Origin of the sequence: Chromobacterium sp. Beijing (genome assembly GCF_021496765.1) — a bacterium.
GTDB lineage: Bacteria > Pseudomonadota > Gammaproteobacteria > Burkholderiales > Chromobacteriaceae > Chromobacterium.
The window spans coordinates 3512224-3527559 of sequence record NZ_CP053750.1 but is presented as its reverse complement, the minus strand read 5'-3'; the positions used below and the strand labels follow the sequence as shown (position 1 = coordinate 3527559).

Annotated in this window: 12 protein-coding genes; 4 read left to right on the top strand and 8 right to left on the bottom strand. The window is 65.0% G+C overall.

Going from position 1 to position 15336, the window contains the following annotated elements:
* Nucleotides 1-7 precede the first annotated feature (7 nt).
* The 3 genes from cysT to HQN78_RS16345 are packed head-to-tail and all read left to right on the top strand — an operon-like array spanning nucleotide 8 to nucleotide 2833.
* Nucleotides 8-862, top strand: coding sequence for a sulfate ABC transporter permease subunit CysT (gene cysT, locus HQN78_RS16355; protein WP_048408327.1), 855 nt, complete (start codon nucleotides 8-10; stop codon nucleotides 860-862).
* 1 nt (nucleotide 863) lies between these two features.
* Nucleotides 864-1760 carry a sulfate ABC transporter permease subunit CysW gene (gene cysW / locus HQN78_RS16350; RefSeq protein WP_048408326.1) on the top strand — a complete coding sequence of 299 codons (897 nt, stop codon included), beginning with the start codon at nucleotides 864-866 and terminating at the stop codon, nucleotides 1758-1760.
* Nucleotides 1757-2833, top strand: a complete 1077-nt coding sequence (locus HQN78_RS16345) for a sulfate/molybdate ABC transporter ATP-binding protein (RefSeq protein WP_107797848.1) — start codon at nucleotides 1757-1759, stop codon at nucleotides 2831-2833. The genes cysW and HQN78_RS16345 overlap by 4 nt, the downstream gene beginning before the upstream one ends.
* Nucleotides 2834-2995: 162 nt before the next feature.
* On the opposite strand, the gene HQN78_RS16340 is transcribed toward HQN78_RS16345, so the two are convergent.
* The 3 genes from HQN78_RS16340 to HQN78_RS16330 all read right to left on the bottom strand — a co-directional run bounded on the left by HQN78_RS16340 (nucleotide 2996) and on the right by HQN78_RS16330 (nucleotide 6991).
* Nucleotides 2996-3445 carry a hypothetical protein gene (locus tag HQN78_RS16340; protein ID WP_235084922.1) on the bottom strand — a complete coding sequence of 150 codons (450 nt, stop codon included), beginning with the start codon at nucleotides 3443-3445 and terminating at the stop codon, nucleotides 2996-2998.
* Between the two features lie 927 nt (nucleotides 3446-4372).
* Nucleotides 4373-6031, bottom strand: coding sequence for an acid phosphatase (gene acpA, locus HQN78_RS16335; RefSeq protein ID WP_235084920.1), 1659 nt, complete (start codon nucleotides 6029-6031; stop codon nucleotides 4373-4375).
* A gap of 72 nt (nucleotides 6032-6103) precedes the next feature.
* Complete coding sequence (locus HQN78_RS16330) at nucleotides 6104-6991, bottom strand: phytanoyl-CoA dioxygenase family protein (RefSeq protein ID WP_235084918.1); 888 nt, start codon at nucleotides 6989-6991, stop codon at nucleotides 6104-6106.
* Nucleotides 6992-7229: 238 nt separating this feature from the next.
* Between HQN78_RS16330 and HQN78_RS16325 the strand changes: the two genes are divergently transcribed.
* Complete coding sequence (locus HQN78_RS16325) at nucleotides 7230-8840, top strand: FMN-binding glutamate synthase family protein (protein WP_107797853.1); 1611 nt, start codon at nucleotides 7230-7232, stop codon at nucleotides 8838-8840.
* Nucleotides 8841-8842: 2 nt separating this feature from the next.
* Here the strand turns inward: HQN78_RS16325 and HQN78_RS16320 are convergent, their stop codons facing one another.
* The 5 genes from HQN78_RS16320 to HQN78_RS16300 all read right to left on the bottom strand — a co-directional run bounded on the left by HQN78_RS16320 (nucleotide 8843) and on the right by HQN78_RS16300 (nucleotide 15273).
* Nucleotides 8843-9247, bottom strand: coding sequence for a hypothetical protein (locus HQN78_RS16320; RefSeq protein WP_235084915.1), 405 nt, complete (start codon nucleotides 9245-9247; stop codon nucleotides 8843-8845).
* A 57-nt stretch (nucleotides 9248-9304) separates the two neighbouring features.
* Complete coding sequence (locus HQN78_RS16315) at nucleotides 9305-9730, bottom strand: DUF721 domain-containing protein (protein ID WP_048413534.1); 426 nt, start codon at nucleotides 9728-9730, stop codon at nucleotides 9305-9307.
* Nucleotides 9731-9813: 83 nt separating this feature from the next.
* Entirely contained in the window at nucleotides 9814-11037 is a 1224-nt protein-coding gene (locus HQN78_RS16310; RefSeq protein ID WP_235084913.1) for an AAA-associated domain-containing protein, read from the bottom strand.
* A gap of 99 nt (nucleotides 11038-11136) precedes the next feature.
* Complete coding sequence (locus HQN78_RS16305) at nucleotides 11137-12876, bottom strand: ABC transporter permease subunit (protein WP_235084911.1); 1740 nt, start codon at nucleotides 12874-12876, stop codon at nucleotides 11137-11139.
* Nucleotides 12877-13233: 357 nt separating this feature from the next.
* Nucleotides 13234-15273: an alkaline phosphatase gene (locus HQN78_RS16300; RefSeq protein ID WP_235084909.1), complete on the bottom strand. Its 2040-nt coding sequence runs from the start codon at nucleotides 15271-15273 to the stop codon at nucleotides 13234-13236.
* Between the last annotated feature and the right edge of the window lie 63 nt (nucleotides 15274-15336).

Sequence of the window (15336 nt, the reverse complement as noted above, 5' to 3'; positions counted from 1 at the left end):
GCGCGTGATGGCGGCCAGCGGCTTCAATCTGATCAATAAGCGCCACTCGGTGCTGCCCGGCTTCGGCCTGTCCTTCGGCATCACCCTGTTCTGGCTGGGCCTGATCGTGCTGCTGCCCTTTGCCGCGCTGCTGTGGTCGGCGCACGGCATGGGTTGGGCGGCCTTCGTCGACGCGGTGGCCCATGAGCGCGTGGCCGCCGCCATCCGCCTGTCCTTTGTTTCCGCCGGCATCGCCGCGCTGATCAATCTGCTGTTCGGTTTCCTGGTGGCCTGGGTGCTGGTGCGCTACCGCTTTCCCGGCAAGCGGCTGATAGACGCGCTGGTGGACCTGCCGTTCGCGCTGCCCACCGCGGTGGCCGGCATCGCGCTGACCACGCTGTACGCGCCCAACGGCTGGATAGGCCAATACCTGGAGCCGCTGGGCCTGAAAGTGTCGTTCACCCCGCTGGGCATCATTGTGGCACTGACCTTCATCGGCCTGCCCTTCGTGGTGCGCACGGTGCAGCCGGTGCTGGAAGACCTGGAGCGCGAGCTGGAAGAAGCCGCCACCTGTCTGGGCGCCGGACGCTGGGACATTTTCCGGCGCGTGATCTTCCCGGCGGCGTTGCCGGCCTTGATCACCGGCGGCGCGATGGCCTTCGCCCGCGCCACCGGCGAATACGGCTCGGTGATCTTCATCGCCGGCAATATCCCGATGGTGTCGGAAATCGCCCCGCTGATCATCGCCGCCAAGCTGGACCAGTTCGATCAAAACGGCGCGGTGGCGGTGGCGCTGGTGATGCTGGCCATCTCCTTCCTGTTCCTGTTCGCCATCAACCTCATCCAATGGTGGGCCGCGCGCCGCCACGGCGCGGGTAAATGATATGCAAAGCCTGACCACTGAATCGCGCACGGTGCGCTATCTGCTGACCGGCCTGGCACTGGCCTTCTTGTTCCTGTTCCTGCTGGTGCCGCTGCTGGCGGTGTTTTGGGAAGCCTTCCGCAAGGGCTGGGACCTGTACCTGGCCGCGCTGGTGGAGCCGGACGCATGGGCGGCCATCAAGCTGACGCTGACCGCCGCCGTCATCGCCGTGCCGCTGAACCTGGTGTTCGGCGTGGCGGCGGCCTGGGCCATCGCCCGTTTCGAATTCCGCGGCAAGAGCTTCCTGACCACGCTGATCGACCTGCCGTTCGCGGTGTCGCCGGTGGTGGCCGGCCTGATGTACGTGCTCTTGTTCGGCGTCAACACCGCGCTGGGCGGCTGGCTGCAACAGCACGGCCTGCAAGTGATCTTCGCCGTGCCCGGCATCGTGCTGGCCACCGTCTTCGTCACCTTCCCCTTCGTGGCCCGCGAACTGATCCCGCTGATGCAGGCCCAGGGCGCGGACGAGGAGCAGGCGGCGCTGGTCTTGGGCGCCTCCGGCTGGCAGACCTTTTGGCGCGTGACCCTGCCCAATGTCAAATGGGGCCTGCTCTACGGCGTGATCCTGACCAATGCCCGCGCAATGGGGGAATTCGGGGCGGTCAGCGTGGTGTCCGGCCATATCCGCGGCCAAACCAATACCATTCCGCTGCATGTGGAAATCCTGTACAACGAGTACAACTTCGTCGGCGCCTTCGCCTGCGCTTCGCTATTGGCCTTCCTCGCCCTGGTCACCCTGGGCGTCAAGAGCCTGGTGGAGTGGCGGATGGCGCGACAGAGCGACGCCGCCGCGGAACGCAGCGCGGCCGCTCGCCTGGCCGCCGCCGGCCGCGCCATAGCCAAGGACCAGCCCGCATGAGCATAGAAATCCGCAATATCCGCAAACAGTTCGGCGATTTCGTCGCGCTGGACAATGTCAGCCTCAACGTGGAAGCCGGCGAACTGCTGGCGCTGCTGGGGCCGTCCGGCTGCGGCAAGACCACCTTGCTGCGCATCATCGCCGGCCTGGAACAGCCGGACGCCGGGCAGGTGCTGTTTTCCGGCGCCGACGCCACCCACACCCATGTGGCCGAGCGCGAAGTGGGCTTCGTGTTCCAGCATTACGCGCTGTTCCGCCACATGACGGTGTTCGACAACGTGGCCTTTGGCCTCAGCGTCAAGCCGCGCAAGAGCCGGCCCGGCAAGGACGAGATCCGCGACAAAGTGATGCAGCTGCTGAAAATGGTGCAGCTGGACTGGCTGGCGGACGCCTATCCCGGCCAGCTGTCCGGCGGCCAGCGCCAGCGCATCGCCTTGGCGCGTTCGCTGGCGGTGGAGCCCAAGGTGCTGCTGCTGGACGAACCCTTCGGCGCGCTGGACGCCAAGGTGCGCAAGGACCTGCGCCGCTGGCTGCGCGATCTGCACAACGATATGCACATCACCAGCGTGTTCGTCACCCACGATCAGGAAGAAGCGCTGGAAGTGTCGGACCGGGTGGTGGTGATGGACCACGGCCACATCGAGCAAGTGGGCCGCCCGGACGATATCTACGAAAACCCGGCCACGCCCTTCGTCACCCAGTTCCTGGGCGATGTGAACCTGTTCCACGGCCGCATCGAGCGCGGTCAGCTGCAGATCGGCGGCTACGCTCATGCATTGGAAGGGCTGACGCTGGCCAGCGGCGACGAGGCGGTGGCCTATGTGCGCCCGCATGATCTGGACCTGTCGCGCCAGGCCGACGGCGCGCTGGCGCAGGGCACGGTGGAGCATATCCACGCGGTGGGGCCCATTGTGCGGGTGGAGCTGGTGCAGGCCGATGGCCGGAGCATTGAGGCGGCGGTGAGCAAGGAGCGTTACCGCGAGTTGGGCGTCTTGCCTGGCGACAGCCTGTATGTGACGCCGAAGAAGCTGTCGGTGTTCGCCAAGCAGGAAGGTCAGGATTACGTGATTTGAGCGCTTGTCGCTTCCATTCAAAACGCCCCGGAAGTCGGGGCGTTTTTTTTTGCAAGATGGCTGGGTCTAGCTTGTTGGTGGGTATCGCCTATCGGCTCCACCCACCCTACAAACCGCCTGCCGTAGGGTGGGTGGAGCGCAGCGATACCCACCGCAAGACGCTTAGCGGTTTCGCAGGCGGATGCGGCGGAAGCGCGCTTCCAGGCTGAAGCGCTGTCCCAGCGCCAGATAGATCTGGTGTTGGCTATCGACATGGCGGTAAACCCGGACCCGGTCGGCCCCCAGCAGCATCATGATTTCCAGATAGTTGAAGAAACCCATCCACTGGCCGCGTCCGTCGCGGTCGTCAAAATCAATGTCGCGCGCCACGCGGCTGAGCAGGCCTTTACCGACGTATTCCCGATTGTCCTTCATCCATTGCAACAGGTGAGCCGCGCATTCGCGGCCATAGGCGTGGTCGGCGAGGAGATCCTTGCTGGGTGTGGGCATTTGCCAGTAATGCGGGTAGGTGTGGCCGGGGCAGAAGCGGACGAAGGGGAGCAGTGCGCTCTGTTGTTCCAGAGCGTTCAATTTGTAGCGACGGCGCGGGGGAAAGTTTTGAGGGTGTTGCATGGTGTTTCTCCTGTAATGACACAAGATGAAGCACCTGATCCCAAAGCAGAGGGAACAGGATTGGCGTCTAAACAAATCAAATAGTTGAAAATGGAGGCTTATAGCCCACCATGCGTCTGCCAAGTAGCACGCTCATGGTAAAACCAAGCTCACACCGGAAAGTGTGAGCCCTCTGTCAACTTACGGGACGCCAATCCCGTGTGCCGTTATTGTCGACACCGGGCGATTGTTGCTGAGGGGGCGGCTGGGGTCAAGGTGGGGTGGTTGCTTTGATTGAGCGGGGCTTAGTTGTTGAGTGATCTGGTTTTGAATCCGCTACGCGGATATTAATTTAGGTGCCGCTTTCCGCGCTGACCGAGCGAGGCAAGCGCAGCGTCGCGAGGGAATAAGACGGGGAGGGGGCGGGCCGCCGCCCCTTCCATCCCCTCGTCCCCAGGACGCGAAACCCGGAGCGCGCGCCGAGGGGACACTTGGTTACTACACGAGGTGGTCAATTTTCGAGATAGGGGATGGTTGATTCGCTGCCTAGGCCGCTTTGTGGGTAACTTTGCTTCACTACCCTTGTCTGTGGATAAGTCTTATTCCATAAAGGAAACCACGTATTCGACGCGCCCCTAGTCCCTTCAAGCCTGCCGACGGGTGGCAGGTCCGAGGTCTTAAGCGGCTGCCTGTTCGAGCACCGCGACGTTAGCGCGGTGCGAGTTCAGCCGCGCCTCGGGCCTGACGGGCCCGGCGGGAAGCCACAGGCCAGGCTTGCAGGGCGGCCTTTGGGGTGAAGGGGAATTTGGCCGAGCAAATTCCCCTTCCTGCCCGCCGGGCAGCCCCGGCAATGAAAATCATTATCCGCGTAGCGGATTCAAATTCCTTAGACACTAGCCCTAAGCAAGTGTAGGGCTGCGAAGAAGCAAACCCTACTCACCAAGCCCCTCACGCAAACGCCAAAGCCCCGGTCAAATCCCCGGCGGCTGCGCGCCGCGCGCGCGGAAGGCCGCATTGCGCGCGCTCACCCCTCCAGCTCCGGCAAATCGTGCAGCCGGCTGATGAAACGGATGATGGACGTGGTGTCGTAAAAGGTGTGGTCCACATGCCCGCGCTTGGCGAACGGCGAGGCGATGATCGCCGGAATCCGCGAGCCCGGCCCCAGCGGTCCCCCTGCGGCGGCGCCACATGGTCCCACCAGCCGCCGTTCTCATCGTGGGTGATCACCACCAGCATATGCTTCCACTGCGGCCCGCTCATCAAATGCTGCAACACATTGGCCACATGACGGTCGCCGGACTCCACGTCGGAATAACCGGCGTGCATGTTCAGATTGCCCTGCGGCTTGTAGAAGGCCACCGCGGGCAGTTTGCCGGCCACAGCATCGGCGATGAAGCGGTTGGAAATCGGGCTGTCGCCCAGGCCTCCGTCCAGCAGATGGCGCTCGCGGGCGGCGCTGCCGGGCGCGAACTGGCGGAAGTAGTTGAAGGGCTGGTGGTGGTACTGGAAGTTGGGCGCGTCGCCGCCGCCCTTGCCGTCCAGCGCCGCCTGCCAGCTGCCGCCGTACCAGGCCCAGTCTATGTGCTTCTCGGACAAGAGGTCGCCTATGGTGCGGTAGCTTTGCGGCGGCAGGGTGCTGGGGTCTTGCGGGTCGGCGTAGCGCTTGTCGCCGCCTTCCGCTGGCCGCACGAAGCTGGGCTGGTAGGGCGGGGCCATGGTGTTGACCGCGTAGCCGTCCGGGGTGATGGCGCCGTTGTTGACGAATTTGGGCGGGCCGTCCAGCGCGGAGGCCGGGGATTTGGGGTCCAGCGCCAACTGGTGGCCGGTGGGCCCGTCGGCCAGTACGGCGATTTTCTTCTTGGCCGGGGTCTGGGCGGCGTTGAAGTATTCCGGGGTGCGCGCGGAGATCAGGAATTGGTGGTTGAGGTAGGAGCCACCGAAGGCCGCCATGAAGAAGTTGTCGCACAGGGTGAAGCGGCGGGCGATCTGCCATTGGTTGAGCGTGCGAGCAGTGTCCGGGTAGTGGCCCATCACCAGCGCGCCGGAATCGGCCCAGGCGACGAACTGGTCGTTGCGGCCGTCGTTGATCTGCATCTGGTTGTGATAGAACAGATGACAGAGATCGCGGGTGATCACCGCCTCCGGCAGCGGCTGGCCTTCGGCGTCCTTTAGCGGGAAGGGCGCGTTGGGCAGGCCGTGGATGTCTTTTTCTTCGATGAAATAGCGCTTGCCGGCCACGGTCTGGCCGGTGGGCACCAGGCCGCCCCAGATCTTGGGCAGGCCGGACAGCGGCTGACCGTCGCGGTCGCGTTGCTGCGCCTGTTCCGGCTTGACCGCGCTCAGCGGCTGGGCCACGCCGGGGAAGTTGCCGTAGAGGTTGTTGAAGCTGCGGTTTTCCAGGTAGATCACCACCACGTTTTTGATATTGGCCTTGAGCAGCGCGTCCAGCTTGCCGCGGCGCGGGTGGCTGCTGGGCGCGGCGGCGGCGGGCAAGGCGCAACTGGCGCCGATGGCGGCCAGGCCTTCGAACAGGCGGCGGCGGGAGGGGTCTTGCGGGGCGTCCGTTTCGGCTGGCAACGAGCTGTCCTGTTCATCGGCGGCGGTCATGATGCGTCCTTGTCTGAGAGCGTGCGGTGTGGTCCATCATCCCGCCGCCGTGTTGCGGCAGGATGTCGGCGTTTAGTCGGCGCGCAGCGCGGCGGCGCGCGCTTCCGCCAGCGGCTGGCGAATTTCCTCCGGCAGGAATTCGCGGAACAGCGTGTCCGCCGGCGGCTGATCGCGCAGCAGCTCTATCGGGTCGCGGCCGTCTATGCTGCCGAGATTGGGCGCGTGAACGAAGTAGCCCAGCAGCCGTTGCAGCCGCGGCGGCAGCGTGCGGGCCAGTTCGCGGGAAACGGCGAGATATTGGTTTTCCGCCTGGCGCAGCCAGCCCAGGTTGTAGCTGATGACCACGCCGGTGCGCGCTTGGTCGCTGTGGTTGGCGCCGCCGCAGTGGGTCAGCGAGCCCAGGTAGATCAGCACCGAGCCGGCGGGCATGGCGGCGCTGATGACTTCTTCCGGACGGGCTTCGCGCGGCTCGGGCCAGCGGTGGCTGCCGGGCACGACGCAGGTGGCGCCGTTCTGTTCGGTGAAGTCGTCCAGCGCGTACATGCAGTTGATCATTTTTTCCGATCCGGGCGCGGTGCCGGGGAACATCAGATCGTCGCTGTGCAGGAATTGGCGCGGTTCGCCGGGGCCGATGCTGATGGCCTGGGTCAGATTGAGCTGGTATTCGCGGCAGCCGCGCAGCAGGAAGGCGTCCATCACTTGCAGGATCAGCGGATGGGCGGCGAGTTCGCGGGTGACGGGCACGCGTTCGATCAGACCGCTGATCCTGCGCGTGGCGTAGCCGTAGAAATCGCCCTGACAGGGGGCGGAGCGGTCCAGCAACGGTTGCAGCTGGGCGCGGAACTGGGCCAGGCTTTCCGGGGTCAACAGCTGTTCTATCACGATGCCGCCGTCTTGTTCTAGCGCGGCGATCAGGGTTTCCGGCGCGGTGTCCGGGCGGAAGCGTTGCAGGCTGGGCATGTGGTGGATTCCATCGTTTTATCTAATGAACCGGCGGCCGGGCCGCGGCGGTGTGGATGTCGAGCGATGTTATCTTCCGGATAGTCGTCGTGTTTGTGGAGCCGGCCTTTAGATCAGGTGGCGGACTATCTATGTAGTGAATGTATTTATTAATGTGAATGGGCGCTTGCCGCGGCTTGTGCGCGGCGGGGCGTCACCTTACCCTGGGCCTTCTCCGCCACCTAGTTTTGGAGTCCACATGAGTGTGTCTTTGTTGAGTCGTTACGCTTTCTTCTCCTGTTGCCTGTTGTTCACCTTGTTCAGCCTGCCTTTCGTCCATTACGAGTGGTTGTGGCCGTTCACGCTGGCGGCGGCCGCGCTGACGCTGCTGGGGGTGTTCGATCTGCTGCAAACCCGTCACGCGGTGCGGCGCAATTACCCGATCCTGGGCAATATCCGCTACCTGGTGGAAAGCATCCGTCCGGAAATCCGCCAGTATTTGCTGGAGTCCGACCGCGAGCAGCTGCCGTTTTCGCGCGCGCAGCGCTCTCTGGTGTACGCGCGGGCCAAGAACGAGGGCGCGGACAAGCCGTTCGGCACCTTGATCGATGTGTACCAGCCGGGCTTCGAGTTCATCAGCCATTCGATGAGGCCGGCGCCGCTGAGCGATCCGGCCGGTTTCCGCGTGGAGATCGGCGGTCCGCAGTGCGCGCAGCCGTATTCGGCGTCTCTGTTCAATGTGTCGGCAATGAGTTTCGGCGCGCTCAGCGCCAACGCCATCCGCGCCTTGAACCAGGGCGCGCAACGCGGCGACTTCTATCACGACACCGGCGAGGGCAGCATCAGCCCTTATCACTTGGAACATGGCGGCGCGCTGGTGTGGGAGCTGGGCAGCGGCTATTTCGGCTGCCGCGACGCGGCCGGCGGTTTCGACGCGGAGCGCTTCGCCGAGCAGGCGCGCAATCCGCAGGTGAAAATGATTGAGATCAAGCTGAGCCAGGGCGCCAAGCCCGGCCACGGAGGCATTCTGCCCAAGCACAAGGTGACGCCGGAAATCGCCGCAACCCGCGGCGTGCCGCTGGGGCAGGATTGCGTGTCGCCGTCGCGCCACAGCGCATTTTCCACGCCGATCGAACTGATGCGCTTCATCGCCCGGCTGCGCGAGCTGTCCGGCGGCAAGCCGGTGGGCTTCAAGTTCTGCTTGGGCCACCCGTGGGAGTTCATGGGCATCGCCAAGGCGATGCTGGAAACGGGGATTCTGCCGGATTTCATCGTGGTGGACGGCAAGGAGGGCGGCACCGGCGCGGCGCCGCTGGAGTTCACCGACCACATCGGCGTGCCGCTGCGCGAGGGCCTGCTGTTTGTCCACAATGTGCTGGTGGGTCTGAATCTGCGCGACAAGATCAAGATAGGCGCCAGCGGCAAGCTGGTCAGCGCCTTCGACATCGCCAGCGTGCTCGCCATAGGCGCGGACTGGGCCAATTCCGCGCGCGGCTTCATGTTCGCCATCGGCTGCATCCAGAGCCAGAGCTGCCACACCAACCGCTGTCCCACCGGGGTGGCGACGCAGGACGCGCTGCGCCAGCGCGCGCTGGTGGTGCCGGACAAGGCGGACCGGGTGTTTCATTTCCACCGCAACACCATGAAGGCGCTGGCGGAGATGCTGGCCTCGGCAGGGCTGGAACATCCGTCGCAGCTGCGACCGCATCACTTGGTGCGCCGCGTCAGCGATACCGAGATCCGCCTGTTTTCGCAGCTGCACGTCTTTTTGCAGCCGGGCGAGTTGTTGGAGCCGGAGATCAAGGCGGCCTTTTACGGCCGCATGTGGCAGATGGCGCGGGCGGACAGCTTCGAGGCCCAGCCGGCCTGAGCCTATTGCGGGGCGGAGGCGGCGCCGCTTTCTTCGTCGTCCGCGTCCTTGGGCGGCGGTACGATGCGCCATTGGCCGTCCTGGCGGCTGAAGCGCATCCGTTGTTCGCGCTCCACCGGCTTGCCGGTGAGCTTGCGGGCCTGATAGCTGACTTCGCAGTCCAGCGTGGCGTTTTCCTCGTCGTTCTGGCAGTCGTTCACCGCGGTGACGCGCAGGTCTTTGAGCGTGGACTCCACCATGGAGCGCATCAGCAGGGTGTGGGTGGATTCCGGCTTGGAATCGAATGAGGCGAGCGCCTGGGTCTTGAAAGCGGCTTCCGCCTCGGCCGGCGTCGGCTGTTCCGTCGACGCGGCTTGGGCGAAGCCGGCGGCGAGACCGGCGATCAATATGATGATGTGTTGTTTCATGCCGCGACTTTAAGCCGGTTTGGCCGGCGGCGGCAAGCTGGGCGGCGGTCTCGGTCTTTACTTGCGGTGGTGGGCGATCAGCTTGGCCAGCGCAGCGCTGACCAGCGGATTGCTGACGCTGGCGGCGGCTTCTTCCATGCCGTCCAACGCGTTCTGGCTGATTTTCAGCTTTTTTTCACGCGGCTTGCGCGCCAGGCGGACATCCACCTTGACCCGGGTCTTGCCGGCGATGAAACCTTGCTTGGCCAATTGCGGCAACAGGCCGGGGGCCAGCATGCGCAAGCGGGCGGCGATGATGCCGGTGTCGGTGTAAATCACCAGCTCGTCGTCGCGGATGCGCACGGCGCGGCAGCTGCCGACCAAGAGCGGCGGCAGCAGTTTCTGAAAGGCGCGGTCCAGCTTCATCAGCTCTTTGGCCTCGGCGGTGAGCCGGGTCAGGGTGCTGTCTTTGCTGGCGATGTCGTTGAATTGGCGTCCGAACATGGCGGGCAGTCTAGTGAAAACAGTCCATTGTAGCCGCTGAGGGGGGCGCTTGGGGAGCCTTGGGCCGGCGGCGCCCCCAAGTCTTACTGTCCGCCTTCCACATCCTCCAGACTGAAGGTTTCGCTGTGGTCGTTGTAGGAGAAGATTTCCGCGTAGCGCCCCCAGCTGATCACGGTGTCCAGCGTCTCTTCGGCGGTTTCGTCGGACAGGGAGTCTTCCAGCTCCTGGGCGAAGCGCAGCCGCGGCGCGCGCTGGCCCGGGCGTTCCTGCAGCACTTTGCGGATGTGGGCGGCCATGGGCACGTGGCGCAGCAGGTGTTCGGCGAACTGCACTTTGCGTTCCTGGGTGCCGTAGTCGGCGAACAGCTTGCCGGCGGCGGTGAGCAGGATGTCGCCGTCCTTCAGTTCGGCGAAGCCCAGGTGTTCCAGGATTTCCGCCACCGGGAACAACTCGTCCACTTCCAGCCGCAGCTTTTCCGCGATTTCCGGCATGTCCGCCTTGCCGTGATACGGCGCTTGCGCCACTTCCTCGATCAGGCCGGCCATCAGGTTGGTGGAGACCTCGCTTAACTGGCTGCCGATTTCCAGCGGCAGCTTGTGCAGGGTATGGGCGCTGCGGCGCGCGGTCATCAGCGCGTAGATGTCGTCCACCATTTTGCGGAAGGCCGGGTCCAGCCGGTTGCGGCGGTGCGGGAAGGGCACCTTGATTTCCGCCACCACGCGGCCGGGATTGGACGACAGCACCAGGATGCGGTCGCACATGAACACGGCTTCTTCGATATTGTGGGTGACGATGAGCACGGACTGGATGGGCAACTGGCCTTCGCTCCATAGATCCAGCATATCGGTGCGCAGCGTTTCGGCGGTGAGCACGTCCAGCGCGGAGAAGGGCTCGTCCATCAAGAGCAGGGTGGGGTTGACCACCAGGCCGCGGGCGAAGCCGACGCGCTGGCGCATGCCGCCGGACAGTTCGCGCGGGTAGGCGTTTTCAAAGCCGTCCAGGCCGATCAGATCGATGGCGGCCAGCGCGCGGCGGCGGCGTTCCTTGGCTTCCACGCCCAGCGCTTCCAGGCCGGCCTCCACGTTTTGCAGCACGGTCAGCCAGGGGAAGAGCGCGAAGGTCTGGAACACCATGGCCACGCCTTCGGCCGGGCCGGTCAAGGGCTTGTCGTGATAGCGGACGTCGCCGCTGCTGGGCTTGATCAGGCCGGCGATGATGCGCAGCAAGGTGGATTTGCCGGAGCCGGAACGGCCCAGCAGGCCGACGATCTCGCCTTCGCGCAGCGTCAGGTTGACGTCGTCCAGCACCTGGATTTCGTCATTGCCCTTGTTGAAGCCGCGGCAGACGTTTTTCAGCTGGAAGATTTCCCGCCCGGGGTGGTGGTGTCTAGTGTCATGGTTGCCCCCTTAGCTGAGACGGAGTTTGTTTTCGGCGATGGCGTACAGCGGACGCCACAACAGGCGGTTGAACAGAACGACGAAGATGGACATCACGGCGATGCCGAGCAGGATCTTGGGGTAGTCGCCGGCGGCGGTGGTCTGGGCGATATAGGCGCCCAGGCCGTGGGCGGCCAGTTTGTCGTCGCCCCAGGACACGTATTCGGACACGATGCTGGCGTTCCAGGCTCCGCCCGACGCCGTTATCGCGCCGGTGACGTAGTAGGGGAAGATGCCGGGCAGCATCACTTGCCGCCACCATTGCCAGCCGCGGATGCGGAAATTGGCCGCGGCTTCGCGAAAATCGTTGGGGAAGGCGCTGGCGCCGGCCACCACGTTGAACAGGATGTACCACTGGGTGCCCAGCACGATCAGCGGCGACAGCCAGATGTCCGGATTGAGCTTGAAGTGGACGATGAAGACCACGAACACCGGGAACAGCAGATTGGCCGGGAAGGCGGCGAGGAACTGGGCCAGCGGCTGGATTTTTTCCGCCAGCGCCGGGCGCAGGCCGATGTGCACGCCCAGCGGCACCCAGATCAACGAGGCCAGCAGGATCAGCAAGGTGACCCGCAGCAGGGTGATCAGGCCCAGGCCCAGCACGCGCAGCACTTCGGCCGGGCCCACTTCGGTATGGATGAAGGTCAGCAGCTTCCAGCTGGCCAGCAGGCCCAGCGCCGCCACCAGCAGCCACCAGACCACGTCGATGCCGCGCGACACCGGCGTTTGCGCCTCCGAATGCAGGCCTTGCGGCAGGCTGTAGTTGAGGCGCAGCCGGGCGGTTTTGCGCAGCAGTTTGCCAAAGGGCTTGAGCAGCAGCTGGATGGCGCGGGTGCGCTGGATCAGCTTGAGCACCCAGGATTCCGGCGCGGATTGGCTGGAGGTGTCTTCCAGGCGGAATTTGTCGGCCCAGGCCACCATGGGGCGGAACAGGAACTGGTCGTAGACGACGATGACCACGGTCATGGTCAGGATCACCCAGCCCACCGCGGCCAGATCCTTGTGCTGGATGGCCATGGCCAGATAGGAGCCGACGCCGGGCAGGGTGACGGTCTTGTCGCCCACGGTGATGGCTTCCGAGGCCACCACGAAGAACCAGCCGCCGGACATGCTCATCATCATGTTCCAGATCATGCCGGGCATGGAGAACGGCACTTCCAGCTTCCAGAACTTCTGCCACGGCGTCAGCCGCAGATTGACGGAGACTTCCTCCAGATCGCGCGGCACGGTGCGCAGCGACTGGTAGAAGCTGAAGGTCATGTTCCAGGCCTGGCTGGTGAAGATGGCGAAGATGGCGGCGAACTCCGCGCCCAGCACCCGGCCGGGGAACAGCGCCAGGAAGAAGGTGACGGTGAAGGAGATGTAGCCCAGCACCGGCACCGATTGCAGGATGTCCAGCATGGGCACCAGCAGCAGACCGGCGCGGCGGCTCTTGGCCGCCAGCGTGCCGTAAACCAGGGTGAAGACCAGCGCGGCGGCCATCGCGGCCAGCATGCGCAGCGTGGTGCGCAGCGCGTATTCCGGCAGATTGGCCGGGTCCAGCGTGATGGGAACGGTTTGCAGCGCGGTCAGCGGCGCCCAGGTTTCGCGGATGCCGGTGGTGGCCATCAGCAGGAAGCCGAGCAGGAGCGGAAACGCGATCAGGTCCCAGCGGTTGGGAATCAGCCGCTTGGCCGTGGCGGGCATGAAATGGCGGACAACGGCTGTCATCGGGCCTCTCCGGTTTATCGCCGCCGACGCCGGCGGTGTGTAGTCTGTTTTGTCCGGGCGGAGTTGCGGCGGAAAGCCGGCCCGACGATCTGGGGTTGCGGCGCGACGCGCGGCCGGGATCGGCCCGCCTGCCTTCACAGCATAGGCCAGCATCAGGGACGGCGGGCTGTCGCGGAGGCTGGTTTGCGGCGGGAAAATGCGCGTGGCGTAGGCGCTGGATACTAGCAGAGTTGCGTGGACGGGAATGTTACCGGCGCCGCAGATTTGTTGGGCTTTTGTGACGGATTGTACTGTTTGAAACTGAGTGGCGTTTCGCCACCCGCTCCCGGCGTTCCGAGCGGGCGGCGGCGCCAATGCTTACAAGACGTTGACGGCGGGGCTGCCGGCCGCCACTTCCACGGTTTTGACGCTGGCGGTGGCCGGGTTGGGCGCCGCGCCGCCGTTCAGCGCGCCCACCTTGTGGAAGGCGCAGCTGAGTTTGGCCGGCGTCAGCGTGACCAAGGCGTAACCCTGGGCGTCGCTGTCCACGTATTTGAGCCAGCTGTTGAAGCTTTGCAGGGTGTTGGTGAAGGTGTTGACCACCTGGCCGCTGACCGTGGTGTAGATCAGCGGTTTGGCCTTGGAGAAGGCCGGCACGGTGTCCACCACGTTTTTGAAATAGCTGAACAGCGAGTTGCTGGACACGCCGGCGGTGACCAGGTCCACCATCACCGGTGCGGGGCTGGCGGCGTCGTAGTCGTCCATCACCGGGCCGGCGAAGAAGGCGTGGATGTCGCCGGTGAGCGCCACCACATTGGCGATGCCCTGGGCTTTCAGATAGGCCATCAGCGCTTTGCGTTCGGCGTTGTAGCCGTCCCATTGATCGGCGTTGAGGATGAATTTATCGAAGAACATCGACGGCGGCAGGCTGGCGTCCAGGCCGGGCTTGATGGCGGCGTTGAACACGCCGGCGGAGATCGCGCCGCCGCTGAGGGTGTTCAACAGCGGCTGGGTATTGGCGTAGCTGACCACAGGGGTGGAGCCGCTTGTGTTGGCGGCGGCCAGGTCCAGATAGAGCGCGCCTTGCAGCTGGGCGATCTGCGGCTGGGTCAGAGTCAGGCCCATGCCGGCCAGCTGCGGCGCCAGGCCCTGGGTCAGCAGCGAGGCCACCGCGACGGTGCCGTCAAAGCCCATGCGCAGCAGCGAGACTTCATTGCCCCACAGCTTCCAGGTGGTGGCGGCGGACTTCATCTGAGTCTGCCACCAGGCGCGCTGCGTCTCGCCCAGGATGGAGACATTGAGCAGATTGCCGCCGGTGGAGGCCATCTTGGCGGCCTCCACCTGGGCCAGGGTGTTTTTCTGCACGAAGTAGCGGCTGCCGATTTCGCCGCCGGCCTGGGTCTCCGGGATGATGTGGTCGCTGCGGTACAGGCGCTCGTCGGTCATCACCAGGGTGGCCAGGTCGCCGAAGGTGAAGCTGCGGTAGATCTGGATGTTCTGGAACGAGGGGTTGTTCAAGTCCAGCCGTACGTCGGCCGGCATGTTTTCGAACCAGGCCTGGCTGGCGCTGCGGCGGCGTGCGGTTTGCGGCGAGCTGTCGTCGGTGGCGGTGTATTCCTGGCGGTCCTGCCAGCAGTCGTCGGAAAACTCGTGGTCGTCCCAGATCGCAATCATCGGGAAGCTGGCATGCAGTTTCTGCAGGCGGGCGTCGTTGCGGTAGGACTTGTACAGCGCGCGATAGTCCGCCAGCGTGGTGGCGTAGCGGGCGCCGTCGGCGCGCAGGGTGCCGTTGGGCAGGCTCAGCGCCGGGTGGCGGGTTTCGTTGCCGCCGCTCTGGAAGCCGGCGCCGACGGTTTCGTAGATGTAGTCGCCCAGGTGGACGATGAAGTCCAGATCCTGATTGGCCAATTCCTCGAAAGCGCCCCAGTGGTTGACGCTCCAGTCCTGACAGGAAATGAAGGCGAACTTGAGCTGGGACAGCGGCGCGCCGGCGGCCGGCGCGGTCTTGGTGCGGCCGGTCATGCTGACCGCCGGGCCGGTGAGGAAGCGGTAGTAGTAGGTGGCGGCGCTGCCAAGGCCGGTGACCTTGTGGCGTATGGTGTAGTCCCAGTCAGGCTGGGCGCTGAGCGCCACGTTCACCAGCAGGGTGGAGAAGTCCGCGCGGTCGGACAATTGCAGCGTGACTTTGACGTTCTGGCCGCCGTCGCCGCCGTCGACACGGGTCCACAACACGATGCTGTCCGGCTTGGGGTCGCCGGAGGCCACGCCCTGGCTAAAGCCGCTGCCGTTGACGCCGATCGCGGCGCCGGAGCCCCCGGGCAGGCTGCCCGCGCCCCCGCCGCCGCATGCGCTCAAGCCGCCGGCGGCGACGGAGGCGGTCAAGAAGCCGCTCCACTTCAGAAACTGTCTGCGATCCATCGATGTCTCCCCTCTATTGTCCTGCGTGCTTGTGTCTGAATCGGGCCGTGGGCGGCCCTTGTC

Excerpts from the sequence above, each read along its gene's own strand:
- cysT (WP_048408327.1), top strand. The coding sequence starts at position 8 with ATGGCGGCCAGCGGCTTCAATCTGATCAATAAGCGCCACTCGGTGCTG.
- cysW (WP_048408326.1), top strand. The coding sequence starts at position 864 with ATGCAAAGCCTGACCACTGAATCGCGCACGGTGCGCTATCTGCTGACC.
- HQN78_RS16345 (WP_107797848.1), top strand. The coding sequence starts at position 1,757 with ATGAGCATAGAAATCCGCAATATCCGCAAACAGTTCGGCGATTTCGTC.
- HQN78_RS16340 (WP_235084922.1), bottom strand. The coding sequence starts at position 3,445 with ATGCAACACCCTCAAAACTTTCCCCCGCGCCGTCGCTACAAATTGAAC.
- acpA (WP_235084920.1), bottom strand. The coding sequence starts at position 6,031 with ATGACCGCCGCCGATGAACAGGACAGCTCGTTGCCAGCCGAAACGGAC.
- HQN78_RS16330 (WP_235084918.1), bottom strand. The coding sequence starts at position 6,991 with ATGCCCAGCCTGCAACGCTTCCGCCCGGACACCGCGCCGGAAACCCTG.
- HQN78_RS16325 (WP_107797853.1), top strand. The coding sequence starts at position 7,230 with ATGAGTGTGTCTTTGTTGAGTCGTTACGCTTTCTTCTCCTGTTGCCTG.
- HQN78_RS16320 (WP_235084915.1), bottom strand. The coding sequence starts at position 9,247 with ATGAAACAACACATCATCATATTGATCGCCGGTCTCGCCGCCGGCTTC.
- HQN78_RS16315 (WP_048413534.1), bottom strand. The coding sequence starts at position 9,730 with ATGTTCGGACGCCAATTCAACGACATCGCCAGCAAAGACAGCACCCTG.
- HQN78_RS16305 (WP_235084911.1), bottom strand. The coding sequence starts at position 12,876 with ATGACAGCCGTTGTCCGCCATTTCATGCCCGCCACGGCCAAGCGGCTG.
- HQN78_RS16300 (WP_235084909.1), bottom strand. The coding sequence starts at position 15,273 with ATGGATCGCAGACAGTTTCTGAAGTGGAGCGGCTTCTTGACCGCCTCC.